9 protein-coding genes are annotated in these 16444 nt (G+C 40.3%); 4 read left to right on the forward strand and 5 right to left on the reverse strand.

What is annotated here, in order from left to right; translation table 11 throughout:
• The 5 genes from B9Y81_RS10810 to B9Y81_RS10830 all read right to left on the reverse strand — a co-directional run bounded on the left by B9Y81_RS10810 (position 1) and on the right by B9Y81_RS10830 (position 9549).
• On the reverse strand, positions 1 to 2994 hold the full coding sequence (locus B9Y81_RS10810; protein ID WP_085536943.1) for a restriction endonuclease: 2994 nt from the start codon (positions 2992 to 2994) through the stop codon (positions 1 to 3).
• Positions 2995 to 3179: 185 nt separating this feature from the next.
• The gene (locus B9Y81_RS15295) at positions 3180 to 3431 is read right to left on the reverse strand and encodes a hypothetical protein (protein WP_176221481.1); all 252 of its coding nucleotides are present in this window, start codon (positions 3429 to 3431) and stop codon (positions 3180 to 3182) included.
• Positions 3432 to 3643: 212 nt separating this feature from the next.
• Positions 3644 to 5581 (reverse strand): site-specific DNA-methyltransferase, encoded by a 1938-nt coding sequence (locus B9Y81_RS10820; RefSeq protein ID WP_085536944.1) that lies wholly within the window; start codon positions 5579 to 5581, stop codon positions 3644 to 3646.
• A 74-nt stretch (positions 5582 to 5655) separates the two neighbouring features.
• Positions 5656 to 6378 (reverse strand): DUF4391 domain-containing protein, encoded by a 723-nt coding sequence (locus B9Y81_RS10825; RefSeq protein ID WP_085536945.1) that lies wholly within the window; start codon positions 6376 to 6378, stop codon positions 5656 to 5658.
• Positions 6379 to 9549: a helicase-related protein gene (locus tag B9Y81_RS10830; protein WP_085536946.1), complete on the reverse strand. Its 3171-nt coding sequence runs from the start codon at positions 9547 to 9549 to the stop codon at positions 6379 to 6381.
• A 607-nt stretch (positions 9550 to 10156) separates the two neighbouring features.
• Here B9Y81_RS10830 and B9Y81_RS10835 point away from each other — a divergent pair.
• The 4 genes from B9Y81_RS10835 to porW are packed head-to-tail and all read left to right on the forward strand — an operon-like array spanning position 10157 to position 16193.
• Positions 10157 to 11377 (forward strand): 3-phosphoshikimate 1-carboxyvinyltransferase, encoded by a 1221-nt coding sequence (locus B9Y81_RS10835; protein ID WP_085536947.1) that lies wholly within the window; start codon positions 10157 to 10159, stop codon positions 11375 to 11377.
• A gap of 13 nt (positions 11378 to 11390) precedes the next feature.
• On the forward strand, positions 11391 to 11825 hold the full coding sequence (locus B9Y81_RS10840; RefSeq protein WP_085536948.1) for a phospholipase: 435 nt from the start codon (positions 11391 to 11393) through the stop codon (positions 11823 to 11825).
• Complete coding sequence (locus B9Y81_RS10845; RefSeq protein WP_085537756.1) at positions 11825 to 12631, forward strand: metal ABC transporter permease; 807 nt, start codon at positions 11825 to 11827, stop codon at positions 12629 to 12631. The genes B9Y81_RS10840 and B9Y81_RS10845 overlap by 1 nt, the downstream gene beginning before the upstream one ends.
• A gap of 46 nt (positions 12632 to 12677) precedes the next feature.
• Entirely contained in the window at positions 12678 to 16193 is a 3516-nt protein-coding gene (porW, locus tag B9Y81_RS10850) for a type IX secretion system periplasmic lipoprotein PorW/SprE (protein WP_085536949.1), read from the forward strand.
• Positions 16194 to 16444: the final 251 nt, after the last annotated feature.

The raw sequence follows: 16444 nt of genomic DNA on the forward strand, positions 1-16444 counted from the left end.
TTACAAATTACTCAACCACTTCTTACCATCTTTTACAGGTGCAGCAACAATTACTTCAGGAGCAACTACTTCAAAATGCTTGCGGGCACACTTAATCTTATCTTGTTCTGCGGAACGGAGATCACCAAAGATTTCCGTCCCTTTGGTTTCAACCACAAAATAAACTTTATTCTCTACACCTTTCACGTATACTGCCCAATCGGGGTTGTATGTTCCAAGCGGTGTATCTATCTTGAAATTTGAAGGTAGTTTCATAAAGCAACTCACTCGCTCATTATTATCAAGAGTTTTTGCGAACTCTTGCTCTTCTTTAGAGTCTACAGTAAAACAGTCTACAACACATTTGTTGGGTGTCTCTGCAATTAGTTTATTAAAATATTGCTCCACCTCGTCGTCTGCCGGTAATTCCATCACATACTCATCCTCTATACGGGTATATTTTAATCCTGTCACCAATTCGTGCTGCATCAATCGCCGAATAGTATCGCGAACCAATTCCATATATAATTGAGGATTATAAACTATTTTCCCAAGTGTAGAACTATTAGATAGAATATCAACCAATGTCTGTCGTTTTAGCCCGGTAGTATTTTGTAGATAACGCACAATATCCGGAACTCGAACCTTACCTTTATAACTCATAGCACCAAAATCACTTTTTATGCCATCTTTATCCGACACTCCGGAGTCAGAATCTATTTGAATAGTTCCTCTCTCTATGTTATAGACTATTTTACCTACTTCTAATTCATTTAAAGCATCGATACATTTTCCTTTAAATATGTCCACATCAAAGTCTACGGAATAGACACTCTTGTACTTGATTTTATCCCATAATGCTTTGAATTCGTCCGAATAAATTACTTGTTTATTTACTCTTACTTTTTGTTTTGGTCTATGCTTGTTTAGAGTAATTTTACTTGCAAGTTCAGATACCCTTTTGGCTATAACTTCTGTATATGGTAAAAAAACGTCTTTCTTAGGCACTACTATTTCCGGATTCACTTTGATGGTATCTCTTAGCTTTTCGGTAGGAAGGGCTGCTACTTTCAGTCCTTTCACTTTTTTTTCTTCTACATAGCCTTCCTTTTTGAGATGTGCATACAACTCTATTGCTAAGGGTTCACCCAGCACATGCCTCACTCCATCTTCTGCCAGATAGGTCAAGTTCTTAAATTTATCAGGTGTAATTACATCGAATTGTTCTCCTTCGTCCTCTCTGAGTTCTGTTTGAAAACGAGACACAAAATCACCGAATGCTTCATTGGCGGTTACAGTCAATATATTTACTCCCGAATCATGTACCCGTTCTCCTGCTTGATTTACTGCTATTCGTAATCCACGTCCTATTTCTTGTCTGAGTCGGATGCTCTTATCCTGCTTCACTTGCGGATCTTTGAGCATACATATCTGAAAAACATTGGGATTATCCCAGCCTTCACGCAGTGCCGAATGAGAAAAAACAAACCTGCACGGTTCTGTTTCGCTCAGCAAAATTCCCTTGCGTTTCATTATTTTATCGTAGGTCGAAATATCATCATCAGTATCTCCTTTGGTATCTTTGAAATTCCCTTTTTTATCCTCTGAGAAATAACCATCATGTAGCTTACCTATATTGCCTCCCCATACAGAGAAGAGTTTCTGATAAAACAAGTTTTCTTGTATGAGTTTCAGAAATTCTTCCTCGAAAAATTTTGCATATTTACCTCGTTTATCTTCTGCTTCATAGTCCCGATAATTAACTACCCTGTCAATAAAAAACAGCGACAATACTTTTACTCCTTTATCCAATAAACTTAGCTGTTTTTCAAAGTGTACTTTAATTGTCTCGCGAATCATCATACGTTTCAACTCATCGTCTGAGTATAGAGAGCTACTTGTCTTTACACCACCGATATAGATGCGTTCTTGTCCGTTTATCTCAATGCCGAGATCATCGATATTGGTTAATCGCAATCCAATATATTCGGGGTTTCCGGTCTCAACATGGAAAAGAGCATTGTATTTTACTTTCTTAGATGTGCGAGACGATTTTCCTCCATTGATTATGTTGAGTTCTAAATCAGCTTCACGCTTCTGCGGGTTGGTAGAGTTCACTTTGATATAAACACCATTAAGGTCAGTATCTTCAAACACAGAAAGAATCTCTATTTGCTTAACTAATTCCTGATTGTAAGCTTCAACCGCACCTAATTTATATATTGGATTGGTTATCTGACGATGTGTTGCCGAATAGCGATACACAGCCATTGGAGCCAATGAACGAATAGCTTCTTTTGCCTTATTGGTATTATCAACCGACTGTGGTTCGTCAATAATTACTATCGGACGTGTTTCGGCAAGCAGGTCTATCGGACGACGACCAAATGTTTTTTCACTTTCACGATGAATGACGTTTGCCTTATCTTCTTTGTCAATATCTTTAAAACTCTTGTTGAAAGCCGCAATATTGATTATCATTATCTCCAACGTATTTGCTCTCGCATAAGATGCAACTTGGGGTAAATCTTGTGAGTCGTAGATAAAATGATTGTATTTGATGCCGTACAATCTCAGAAAATGATCTTTTAAATCATTAAAGGAAGCATTAACTCCTTCTCTGATTGCTTTGTTGGGAACTACGATTATAAACTTTTTAAAATCGTATTCTTGATACAGTTTGAGTATGGTTCTAAGATAAACGTATGTTTTACCTGTTCCTGTCTCCATTTCAATTGTAAAGTCAGGAAAATCCAATTTCGGTGAAACATCTAACCCTTGCTCCATCTGTACAGCACGTAAATTATCAAGGATTTTATTTTCAGAAATGGTTAGGCGGTTACCTTCGCCAATAACCGTTTGCGATTCTTCACTGCTGTAAAATCCTGAACCTCTGCTTATAGTAAAAGGCGATTTAGATTTTTGCTGACCATTGAAAAGTGCAGTTGCAGACTTCACAGCTTCAGCTTGATAAGGTAAGTCCGGATTGAATACTATCTTTGTTTCTTGTACCATATAAGTCACTTTAAAACCATATAGGCTTGTTTTTTTGTAAGTTAGAGACTAAACGAAAGCATAAATATATCAGATTTCTCTTGCAAAGAAGCTATTTATGTGCTATCTTCGCATCGAGTTCATAACCCATCTGGGTTAAGGAAATCGAAAAACGGTAGATCTAGATATCTATCGTTTTTTGCATTTTAGTGGAGTACATCTAACTTTCGTTTATATTTCTTTTCCATCTTATTTCTTTGTGCGTCTTTGCCTTTAATGTAATATGCAGATAGGAGATAGTAAGCATCTCCGCATCGTAATGGCTCAAGAACAATAACATACTTTTCATCTACATCATAATAGTAAGTTCTTATCCCTTCCGGTTCTCTGACTGAGAACAGGAGCATATTATCACTCTTTTTTTGGTCAAGATGATAGCGAACCCAGTGTAGCCTCATAGACCTGTCAATTTCAAACATACGTGTTCTAGTCACTTTGTCACTCATTTCAGTAGTAAGATGTCTAAAGAGTGTCTCTACAGGAATCTCAGCATGTGCTTTTACCTGCGGATATGCACAACTAATGTACCCTAAGAACATAAACGGTTTATGGTCGTTCTCAAGGTGACAACTCTCATCGCAGTATATGTTAAACGTCTTTTTCATATCTATTAGATGATTTCATAGTTAGTGATACCACGCTGTTTGAATAGCTGCATTGCATTGGTTTTATCGTTATCGGAAGCAAAACTTTCATCAGCCAGTACAATTTTGAGTTCTCCCGGTTGTACAAAGTCAGCTTTCAGGTCAATCATTTTACCAATTTGCTGATAAGTTAACCCTTTGGCAAATGATGCCAACATAAGGCCATAACCAACAACAAAAGCTTTTTTATTGTCAATCTCTTTTATACTCACGTGTGTGGTAAGCGGTAGTCCTAACTTCAGTATCACTTCGTAGAGAATATCTAATTCAGTACGTTCTTCTTTAAGTATGTCGAGGGTTTTGTTAAACTCTGCCCGTAGTTGTGCCGCGGCTTGCTGTTCTGTAGCTCCATCAAACTCAATATCCCACTCTTTTACATTGGAGCGGTCTAGTTTGAATACTTTGAATCCAATATCGAGTTTGGGAGCATCTTCGGCAAATAGTCCATCGTTTTTGGCTTTCTGTTCTTCTACTATCTTTTTGCCTGCACGGCGAATACGTTCTTTGGCTATTTCAGGTATTGTAGCAAATCCTGCCTTTCGGGCTTCGCTATCTTCGGGGGTAAGTTCGGGTAACTGTACACAAATATATTTGCGAGTACCTTGATCCTCTGTATTTAGTTGCATTACGGCGTGGGCAGTCGTGGCGGATCCACTAAAAAAGTCAAGGATAATAGATTTCTTATTTGTGTATAATTCAGCACATCTCTTAATTAGTTCCACTGGTTTAGGGTAATCAAAATATGCTTTATCCTCAAATAACTGTTTAAGTTTTTGAGAAGCATCTTGTGAGTGACCAACTTCTGAATATTTCCATAATGTCATTGGCGTTAATCCTTCTTTAACTTCTGATAGAAATCTTTTCACTCTTGGAACATTACTTCCATTTTCTCCGAACCAGATACGATTATCAGCAATCATTTCTTGAAAGCGTTCTTTTGTATACAACCAGCATCTTCCATTAGGGGGAAGTATCGTTTTCCCATTTGGCAATGTTAATTCATATACCTTCTCTTTTATTGCAGGCCCAACTGTTGAATTATCGCTTTGCCAGGGACCGCGTACATCATTATCAGGATTCAAATATCGAATATTACTCTCTTCTGTTCTTCTCAAACCATTACAACTAGTTTGATTTAATTGTTTTGCATAACAGATAATATAATCATGACATTCAGAGAAGTGTTTTTTCAGACTGATAGGCGCAAAAGACCTTTCCCATATCAATTGAGCAAGAAAATTATCCTCCCCAAAAATCTCATCACAAATACTCTTCAGATTCGAGACTTCATTATCATCAATAGAGATAAAAATTACCCCATCATCAGTGAGAAGGTTGCGAGCCAACTTCAAGCGAGGATACATCATATTGAGCCAATTGGTATGGTAGCGTCCGCTGGTTTCGCTGTTCACCGCATTGGTAGTATTGGTCTGCTCCAAATAATTGGCAAGGTTGTCTTTGTAATTATCTTTATAGACAAAATCTTTACCTGTGTTATATGGCGGATCTATATAGATCATCTTTACCGCACCCAGATACGAATCTTGCAACAATTTCAGCACTTCCAGATTATCACCCTCAATGTAGAGGTTTTCGGTAGAGTCCCATTCTACAGACTCCTCGGGGCAAGGACGCAAGGTTCCGGTACTGCGCTTCTGTGCTTCGGCAATAGCCCGACGTTTACCTGCCCACTCAAACGAGAACTTCTCGCCATACTTTTGGCGATACTCTATTTCGTCGGTCGGTATCGCTGCTTCGCCCAACAGTAAAGCAAGTTTCTCCATATCCACTTTTTGGCTTATGTTATTTCCGTCTTTGTCTGCAACTTCGGTTACTGCTTCGGGAAATAATGCCTTAATCTGCTGTATGTAATCTTCGGTTAGGTTTCTGCTCTTTCCGTCCATATTGTTAGTTGTCTTATAATTGTTATTCTAATTCTATAAAATTTCATTTTCCTAAATTATCTATTCCACATGTCTCATTTTCCATTGTTCAATAGATTAATTTGTTTCGCCAACTCCATTTTTTCTTTCAAAGATACAGATTTCTGGTTGAGAAGTTTGGTGAGCCTTTTTATTTCTTGTTGCAATGCCTTTTGTTCCTCGGTTTTTTGTTTTAACACTTCAAAATCAGAAGTATCAATGCGGGAAACTATTTCAGCATTACTCTCCTCATATATTTTTCGATGAAAATGTATATACGCTTGTTTGTAGTCTAAAGCAGGGATTTTTCCATAAGTGATTGCTTGCAAGAATAAACGTTGTGGTACGGTAAGCGATCCAATATCCATCCAATTGCTGAAATGATACTCTTCAACTACAATTTTGCCTTTCTCGTTCTTATTCAATCGTTTGAGAGCAGATGTAAACAAAAACTTGCCATTAAGATTGAACACAACAATTGTAGGGGACGGAAGAACCTCGTGTATAATTCGGGATAACCGTTGCAGAGACACCTCTCTTTTCAGTTCCACAGCAACAATTACGATAGTATCATAATGCTCTTCGTTAGTAACAACCGGTTCCATTGGGTAAGTCTGTTCATTAAATACATAAGTCAGACGTACCTCTTCAACCCTTTCCGTCAACAGGTCACGTTCCGCCTTAGAAAGCTCTCCATGTAAAAAAAGCTGTGTCTTCGGAATCCGCTTGTCATACGGTTTTATATTCTCCTTATAGCCTATGTAATCAAAAATATCCATCTACATTATCACTAAAAATGATATTAACTCGTAGTCGTTATCAGTTATTCGAATATCCGAATTCTCACTGCCAAACATAGATAATCCGCCCAAAGAGAAAACATCTCCGCAGTTATCATCTTCTTTATCTTTTACAAAATCAATAGCTTTGGAGCAAAGAGTCTTCCAGTGCTTCATGTTCATTTGGTTATGGCTCTTTTTGTTAAATGCGGTTACCAATTCCTTTATGGGCTCTTTACGTCCCAGGCACAAGGCTCTATAAATATCTAAAACCTGTTTAATCTGTTTTTCAGAAAAACAAATCTCACCATCATCCGAGACATAAACTAAATAGTAAGGAGCTAAAGAATTTCTCTGATCCTGAGATATTTTATCCGTGCTTTTCAAGCAGAAGATAACACCTGGCTTTATTTCATCCTGCAACTTATCGCTTTCATTTCGGCTAACTGCATAAACTCCTGTTGGAATCTCGCTGAGTACTGTCGGGTTCTTTTCTAAGAAGGTTGTCAAATCCATCCTAAAATCGTTCAATGTCAAATCGGTGATAGACACACCTCCGGCAAGATCTTCTATGTCTAAAACTTCTTTTTTTAGCTGTTCAAGTTGGTTTTTACGATATTCCAGGTCTCGCATTTCGGGATTAGATTCAATAATATTTTCTTCACCTGTTGCCGATATGTCTAAAAGTTTCATTCGTCCTTTTACACGTTGCTCTAAATTGATATATTCATCTAATCCAATGGCCGGCCAGAAATTAACCAACTGAATGCAGTCGTTTTTGCTGCCGATACGGTCAATACGACCGAAACGTTGAATAATGCGCACCGGGTTCCAATGGATGTCATAGTTAATGAGATAATCACAATCCTGAAGATTTTGTCCCTCAGAGATACAGTCAGTTGCTATCAACAAGTCTATTTCTTCACCCTCCTCTCCTCTTTCTTTTGAGCGGGGAGAAAAGTTTATCAGCATACCGACAAAGTCTTTACGCTTAACAGGGAAGTTTGTTTTAGGGTCGTCTGATCCTGTTACCAACCCCGTATATATACCAAACTTTGACTTTGCCCAGTCAACCAAATTTTCATATAAGTAATTAGCCGTATCTGCAAATGCTGTAAATACAATAATTTTCTTATTGCCTGAATTAATTGGATTAGTCATTTTATCGGAAATGAGTTGCATTAATTGTTGCATTTTCTCATCACGCTCAGGTGTAACCTTTTTAATAGCTTCTGATATACGATATAGAATAGACAGGTCGTATTCCAAATCTGATTGAAAACGTATTTTATCGAGGTCGGAAACTAAAATTTTTGTCGCATTACCAATCATTAACACCTCAATTTCATCGTCTTCCCAATATGCATCCGAATCATAATCGCTAATTTGAAAACCGACATCCTCACTCAATTTGGTCAAGACGGACTGTATTCCTTCTATCAGATAGCTAATGGTACGATCGAAAGCATATATCGAACTTTCCAGTCGTTTGAGGAGGTTGGTTTTCATCAATGCTTTCAAACTAAATTCACGGTCTGCTTGTTTGAAGCTACCTTTACCTTCGAGTTTAGTATCATATTTCTCTGCATAAAGGGATTTTAGTTCCGGTAAAACATATTCGAGTGGGGTATATACACACATTTCCATCCTCATGATCTCTTCATTGATAGACGCAAATGATGGAAACTGTCTCTTTAAATCAATTTCACAACTTGGATTCATAGGAGTTAATCTTGTTGGAAACTTGCCGATTTTCTCCAATCCATAATATTTTTCAATATGTTTTCTTGAGCGGGCAATAGTCAGCGAATCCAATAATTTGAAATAATCCCAATTCAGATAATCCAATAATGTTTCTGTTGTCTGCTCATTTGGAGGTAGCTTATTCCATAAATTGAATGCCCCTTGAGCCTTACGTAGCGTATTTGATATACTACCTATTTCTGCATTATGTGCAAAAGCGTTATCTCGGCCTTCAGATATAAAGGCTATCTGATTTTTTATATCGTTTAACTCCTTATTCACAGGTGTGGCAGAAAGCATTAAGACTTTTGTTTTCACCCCCGATTGAATGATATCTTTCATCATTTTCTCGTAACGGGTCATTTTATCTTTTCCGGTTGATGCATTACGAAAATTATGAGACTCATCGATTACTACCAGATCATAGTTTCCCCAATGCACATAAGATAAATCTACATCTCCCGAATAGCCATTTTCCCGAGAAAGATCGGTATGATTCAATAGAGTATAACTAAATAAGCGTTCTTTGGCAAATGGATTTCTCTTGTCGTTGAGTTTATAAACCATCCAATTGTCCCGCAGCTTTTTGGGAGCCAACACCAACACTTTATGATTGCGCAGTTCATAATATTTTATAACAGCCAAAGCCTCAAAGGTTTTTCCCAGTCCGACAGAATCAGCGATGATACAGCCTCCAAATTTTTCAATTTTATTGATTGCTCCCACTACACCATCTCGCTGAAAATCGTAGAGTTTATCCCATATCAATGTTTCGGTAATACCTGTCCGTTTTTCAATGAGTGCCTCTTGGTCTGCATCTTCCAAAAAACTTTTGAACAAATGACTTATGGTAAAAAAATACAACAGTTCGGGGGATTTGTCTTCATAAATATTTTTCAGTTGGCATAATATTTTCGCCTTAATGTCTTCCACTTGAGTGGTATTGCTCCAAATGGATTCGAATGCAGTGCGCAAGCTTTTTGCTCTATCCTTATCCTCTACTTTTTCATTTATGTGTATACGCCCCCCTTTATCCAAAAGGCCAAGTCCTGCTGCACTAAAATCTGAGTGAGTAATATAGTCAGTATAATGATTATTACAGTTTATACTCAGCATTTTCCCTTCGATTTTTTGAGACTTTACTTTTTTCACATTAGCATTCTTCCCTATCCATGTAGCAAATTCTTTTGCAATACCAGCATAGTCGAGATTAAGCTTCAGGCTATTTTCTTCAACGGTTTCGAAACACTTACCTGTAGAATCATATCTGTTAGGATTAATAATCAGTTTTACATTGTCAACCTGAGCAAGCTGTCCCTTGATTTCATTGTAACCGAATAATGTAAAATAAGATGTCATTATGTTCAATTGGCATCCTTTCTTGATATCTTCAAGCAATATATCTTTTAACTGGGGGATATTACTCATTGCCACTTATTCTTATTTAATAGTTCACGCTATCAACACCTAAAAGACTTGATATTTCATCAGGCATTTCCAAAAAAGGTTGAATTTTATTTGAGCACCATTTTGAGATGGCTGATGGGTTTATTTCCAACTGATCAGATAACCAATTGCTCGTTTTTCATGTCTTTATTGGTATTTAATACAAAAATATTGAAAATAATAATTGTTTGCATCATTATCCAAACATTAACCGGGTTTATTTTGGCTCTCTTATCCATATTCTCTATATTATTACGGGTATAAATATAAACTACATCTCCTCCCCCAACACCTAAATTTCACCGCTTTCATTGCTTTGAAAACGGGGGTTTTTGGGGGTCAAAAAAGTCGTTTTGTATATTGTTGATAATCAGGGCATTGTATGTAGTGAAAAACATAAAGGTTATTTTTGGAAAAATAAAGGATATGTTTGAAAAAATAACCTTTATGTTTTTTTTTATATAGTATTATAAAAAATCGCCTTTATTTTTAGGGTGAAATTTGATTTGGTAATTTGTTTCGGTAAAGGTTATTGCCTCGGAATAAAATCTGTATTTTTGTAGTCTGAAACTGAAGATTACGCAAAATGATGAATTACCTGATTACAGTTCCGTCCGGACTGCTTCAAGATACGATTAAACTGCCTGCTTCAAAGAGCATCAGCAACAGGGCGCTTATTCTGAACGCGCTGAGTTACAGTCCTTATGATATACAGAATTTATCGGATTGTGATGATACGGAGGTGATGGTGGCGGCATTAAATTCGAATGGCAACCATTTTGATATTAAGGCGGCGGGAACGGCTATGCGGTTTCTGACGGCTTTTTTGTCTAAAATCATTGGGGAATGGACAATCACCGGAACGGAACGGATGAGAAACCGACCGATCAGGTTACTTGTGGATGCGCTTACTGCTTTGGGGGCGCGCATTGAGTACATCGAGAAAGAGGGTTATCCGCCTTTGCGCATTTTCGGAAGTGCGCTGCAGGGAGGTGAGATCGCGTTGAACGGGGGGGTTAGTTCGCAGTATATCTCCGCTTTACTGATGGTTGCTCCGTTAATGGAGAATGGGCTTACGTTGCGGTTGGAGGGTGAAATCATTTCTCGCCCGTACATTAATATTACGTTGGAGTTGATGAAACAATTCGGCGTGGCTGCTTCCTGGGAGGGAAATGTCATCCGGGTGGCTCCTCAAGAATACACGCCCATTCCTTTTACCGTTGAGTCTGATTGGAGCGCGGCTTCTTATTGGTATACGATCTCGGCGTTGTCAAGCTGCCCGCAAGAGTTGCACGGACTTTACAAAAACAGTTTGCAAGGCGACGCTGCCGGTGCGAAATTGTTTAAACAGTTGGGTATGGAAACTGAGTTTACCGCACAGGGTGTTCGTTTGCTTCCGGGAGGTGCGCGTTGTCAGGAATTAATCTATGATTTTGTGCATGAGCCGGATTTGGCGCAAACATTCGCGGTAGCCTGTGTGTTATTAAATACTCCGTTCCGCTTTACCGGACTGCAATCGTTAAAGATAAAGGAAACAGACCGAATTGCGGCGCTGATAGCGGAAACGAGAAAATTGGGATATGTTTTACGCGAAACGGAAAACAATGGACTGAAATGGGATGGCGAACGTTGTGAACCGGATAAGGAACCTGTTATTGCAACTTACGAAGACCATCGGATGGCCATGGCTTTTGCCCCTGCTGCCGTAGTGCGTTCGGAGGGGATAAGGATTGCAGAGCCGGGTGTAGTATCGAAAAGTTACCCGCACTTTTGGAACGATCTGCAAAAAGTTGGATTCAAAATAATTTAAATACAAATCAGCTATGTGGTATATCGTAATTCTGACAGGCTTACTTTTGCTTGGCGTGGTGGCAGCGATAGCCGGATCTATCCGTCAAAAGAAATTAAAGGAAATGCTGGAACGGGGCGAAATCTCCGAAATTCCGGAAGCGCAAGAAGTGGACGGTGAATGCTGCGGACAGCATGAGATGTGCGAACGGGACAGTTTGATTGCAGCAGTAAGTAAACAAATTGAATATTACGACGATGAGGAGCTGGATCGTTTTCAGGGTTTGGAGGAAAGTGAATACAAAGACGAAGAGGTTAACGAATTCAGGGAAGTGTTGTATACGCTTCGCGAAGTGGAGGTGGCCGGATGGTTGCGCAGTTTGCAGCTGAGGCAGATAAATCTTCCTGAATTACTGAAAGACGAAGCTTTTTTAATTGTTGGCGAACGCCGTTTACACCCTAACACATGATTGAATTACTCGGATACGATTTCTTTCAAAACGCCTTATTGGGCAGTCTCCTTACCGCTATTGCCTGCGGAATTGTGGGCACTTACGTTGTTGCCCGTCGCTTAGTATTTATTAGCGGAGGTATTACGCATGCTTCATTCGGAGGACTTGGCCTCGGCTTTTTTCTGGGCACGAACCCTGTTTTAATGGCGTTGATCTTTTCCGTCTTGTCCGCACTCGGAGTAGAATGGGTAAGCAAAACACAAAATGTAAGGGAAGATTCTGCTATCGCGGCCGTTTGGTCGCTCGGCATGGCGTTGGGCGTATTGTTTATTTTTCTGACTCCCGGTTATAGTCCTAACCTTTCGGCTTATCTGTTTGGCAACATACTTACTATTTCTACTGCCGATATTATATGGATTGCCATTCTGGCGGTTGTCTTGCTTTTGCTCGTTTCCCTTTTCTTACGGGAAATGATTTATGTGGCATTCGACAATAGTTTTGCAAAGACACAGGGACTGCCGGTGAAGTTCATTGAATATATGATGATGTTTTTCATTGCGGTAACCATCGTTCTGTCTATCCGTTTGGTAGGGATCATGTTACTGATGAGCCTGCTCACCCTCCCACAGATGGTAGCCAACCAGTTCACTTCGGATTTCCGGAAGATCATGTACAGCAGCATCGTGATCGGATTTCTCGCCTGTGTAATCGGCTTGTTTTTGTCTTATTACATCAACATTCCTTCAGGCGCATTTATCATTCTGGTTCTCACCGTACTCTTTTTTGGAGTTAAAGGAGTACTTGCTTTTACCTCCAGACAATAAAACCGATTGTTTTCTGTTAATATAATGATGAATTGTCAGCAATAGGGTGAAAAAAGCATTTTACTATATAACATCATTATTCCTGATTGGTTTGCTTGTGTCGTGCAGTACGAAGAAAAACACGAAAGCAAGCCGTTTTTATCATGCCGTAAACTCCCGTTACAACATATACTACAACGGCAAAACATCTTTCGACGAAGCGATGGAATCCATGCAAAATGGCTACAAGGAAAATTATTCGGATATGATCTACCTTTTTCCGATCAGCGCGCAACCGAAAGACAAGCCCGAAATGGGAGGCCCTTTTGATCGTGCCATTGAAAAAAGCAATAAAGCGATCAAACTTCACTCCATAAAAGTAAAACCGCCCAAGAAACCGGGCTGGCGCAGCAACCCCAAATTAGTCGCTATCCAGGAGCAGGAAGAGTACAACCCTTTTCTGAAACAGTGCTGGCTGTTGATGGGGCAAGCTCAATTTCATAACGCGGATTTCCTACAGGCTTCGGCCACTTTTTCTTACATAGCCAGACATTACGCTACTGATCCGGAGGTGGTATCTGAAGCCAAACTTTGGCAGGCCCGAAGCTATGCCGAAATGGACTGGCTTTATGAGTCGGAAGATATACTGGGCAAGCTCAACACGAACGGTATCCACCCGAAGAAACTGAATCTCTATGCCACTGTATATGCCGATTATCTGATAAAGAACAAACAATACGAAGAGGCTATTCCCTATTTGCAAACAGCCATAAAAGCGGAAAAGAACGGACGCCAACGGGCAAGAATGCGTTATCTGCTGGGGCAACTTTATACGGACCTCGACCTAAACTCCTTAGCCTACAAAGCATTTGGCGATGTAATTAAGTCGAACCCTCCTTACGAACTGGAGTTTGCCGCCCGGATCAGACAGACGGAAGTTTTTTCGGGAACGAATTACATGAGCATGGTGAAAAAGCTCGAGGCCATGGCGAAAAGCGAAAAGAACAAAACGTATTTGGATCAGGTTTATTATGCCATCGGTAATATTTACATGTCGCGTGAAGACTCGACCAACGCGATTGTCAATTTTCACAAAGGCATAGATCAAAGCACACAAAACGGGATAGACAAAGCACTATGCCAGATAAAGCTTGGAGATATTTATTTCAATCAGGGCGAGTATGTTAAAGCACAACCTTGCTTTAGCGGTGCTCTTGCTTCCCTGCAAAAAGAATACAAAGACTACAAACGCATTGCTAAACTATCCGAGGTACTGGACGAATTGGTTGTACACGTAGAAGCCGTGCATTTGCAGGATAGCTTGCAAACCCTGTCAAAGATGCCGGAGGGTGAGCGTCTTGCGGTGATCGACGCCATCATTGCGCAGGTAGAAAAAGACGAAAAAGAAGCAAAAGAACTGGCCGACAAAGAAGCTTATCTGGCCGAAGCAGAAGCAAGGGGCATCGGAATAAACCGCCCCGGCACAGATTTAAACATACCCATGATAGCTACCGGTGCGGACGGTAGTTCGTTCTATTTCTATAGTCCGCAAGTCGTGGCACAGGGTAAAACCAAATTCCAACGCCAATGGGGACGGCGTACACTGGAAGACGACTGGCGAAGAAGGAAGAAGGAAATGTCTACCTTTATGGAACAGGCAGATAACACGGTTGATGAAACGGAAAACAGCACAGAAAACGGACTGACGGCAGAAGGAGAAGCCGCCGGTGAGCTTCCCGATGAACTGACGGATAACCCTAAAACACGTGAGTTTTACCTGCAACAAATCCCGTTCACACCCGAAGATATCGAAGCGTCAGACCTGATCATCATGGATGGTCTTTACCACATGGCCATGATCTATAAGGATAAATTAGAGGATTTCCGTCTCGCTGTGGAAGCATTCGAAACACTGGAACGCCGCTTCCCGGATCATGAATTCCGTTTGGAAAGCTACTACCAGATCTATCTGATCGCACTACGCATCAAAGACACGGAATTAGCCAATCGCTATAAAGCCAAACTAACAAACACCTTCCCGGAAAGCGATTACACCCTTGCGATTGCCGATCCGAATTACGAATACAATATCCGGATGATGGATACGGTGCAGGATTCTATTTATCAGGAAACGTACCAACGATACCTGACAGAGGATGTATCCACTGTTCGGCGCAATTACAAATCCGTTTTGGAGAAATATCCTTTAGCAGACCTGATGCCAAAGTTTATGTTCTTAGATGCCCTCACGTATGTACAGGAAGGCAATCCGGAAGGATTTAAAACAGCCCTCAAGGCTTTGGTTGAAAAATACCCGGGTGCCGACGTTACGGAACTGGCGGGCGAAATGCTGAAAGGTGTGTTGCGTGGTAGGGCTATGGTTCAGGGAGGAGTACGCGGAATGACCTGGAACCTGCGTTTCGGCATTGGTGAAGATGGTAGTTTATCGGCCGCCGACTCGGCCCGTATTTTTAAAGCGGACCCGAACTCGCCGTATAAAATGTTGTTGATCTATCCGACCGAACGCGTAAACAAAAATCAATTATTGTATGCGATAGCCGCCTATAACTTCGCCAACTTCTTGGTGAAAGAGTTAGATATCACCATAGAAGAGACCGGCCCGATGAGTATGATGGTTCTAAGTGATTTCGTAAACTTAGAGGAAGCTACGCAGTATTATAAAATGATATACGGTACAGATGGCTATGCGAACACGTTAAATAAAGAAATTGCCATTCTGCCGATATCGGAAGAAAACAGGCAGACCCTGCTTCGGGGAAAAACATTGGATGAGTACGTATCCTTCTTCGCAGACAGTCTGGGACAGCGTATCCCTGAATTGCAAGAACGGTGGAATATACGCCTGAGCGATAATGAAGAAGCCGAGATCGTCCCTCCTGTTCTACCGGATGACCTCGACGAAACTCCTGCAACTGAAGCCGCTGTAATTGAAACGGAAACAGCAATTGAAACAGCAACAGAGACTGAAGCTGCAATAGAAACAGAAGCGGAAACAATAATAGAAACGGAAGCAATAATAACAGAACAGGATTCGACAAAGGCAATTGCACCTGATATTGCTCCGGTTGTGCCGGACACTACACAGACTATACCGGTGGTTGCGCCGGAAGAAAAAACGCTGTCGCTGAAAGAGATCGAAGCAATACGCAAACGCGAGGCCGAAGAGGAAGCGGCAAGAAAAGAAGCCGCAAGGGTAGCGTTTGAAGAACAGCAACGCGCGGAACGTGAACTGCAAGAACGAATCGCACGCGAACGCGAAGAGTTGGTAAAGAAGCAGAAGGAAGAAGAAGCGGCTCTTCTAAAGGCGAAGGAAGACCAGGAAAAGCAACTTAAAGAAGATAGAAAAACGCAGCTCAAGAAACGGGAGGCTGAACGAAAAGCGAAGTTAAAAGCCCAGACTCAGCTTCGTAAAGAAAAGGAACGTGCTTATAAAGAACGTCTCAAATTGAAAGAAAAGGAACGCAAGGAAAAAGAGCGTTCCTACAAACAAAAGCTCAAAGAGAAAGAAAAAGCACAAAGAGAAGCCCGAAAAGCGAAAGAAGCCGCGGCACGTAAAAGATAACAACTTAGAGCCTGTTTAAATTTTGCTCGTTGTTGTTTTGAGAATTGTTTTCGAGGATATTTTCTTGTTTTGAAGAGGAGCATAGCGGGCTATGTGACGAAATAAAACAAGGGAATAGACCGAAAAGAAACTCAAAACAGGACGAAAAAACAACATAATATTATTCTTTGGAAAATTTAAACAGGCTCTTAATAATATGGTTATGAAAGGAACATATAAAACAATCGTTTACACCATTGTGAATAATGATG

Origin of the sequence: Massilibacteroides vaginae, assembly GCF_900178525.1 — a bacterium.
GTDB lineage: Bacteria > Bacteroidota > Bacteroidia > Bacteroidales > Tannerellaceae > Massilibacteroides > Massilibacteroides vaginae.

What these genes read in the sequence shown, in the direction of transcription:
- B9Y81_RS10835 (WP_085536947.1), top strand. Translation starts at nt 10,157, where the DNA reads ATGAATTACCTGATTACAGTTCCGTCCGGACTGCTTCAAGATACGATT.
- B9Y81_RS10840 (WP_085536948.1), top strand. Translation starts at nt 11,391, where the DNA reads ATGTGGTATATCGTAATTCTGACAGGCTTACTTTTGCTTGGCGTGGTG.
- B9Y81_RS10820 (WP_085536944.1), bottom strand. Translation starts at nt 5,581, where the DNA reads ATGGACGGAAAGAGCAGAAACCTAACCGAAGATTACATACAGCAGATT.
- B9Y81_RS10830 (WP_085536946.1), bottom strand. Translation starts at nt 9,549, where the DNA reads ATGAGTAATATCCCCCAGTTAAAAGATATATTGCTTGAAGATATCAAG.
- B9Y81_RS10810 (WP_085536943.1), bottom strand. Translation starts at nt 2,994, where the DNA reads ATGGTACAAGAAACAAAGATAGTATTCAATCCGGACTTACCTTATCAA.
- B9Y81_RS10825 (WP_085536945.1), bottom strand. Translation starts at nt 6,378, where the DNA reads ATGGATATTTTTGATTACATAGGCTATAAGGAGAATATAAAACCGTAT.
- B9Y81_RS15295 (WP_176221481.1), bottom strand. Translation starts at nt 3,431, where the DNA reads ATGAGGCTACACTGGGTTCGCTATCATCTTGACCAAAAAAAGAGTGAT.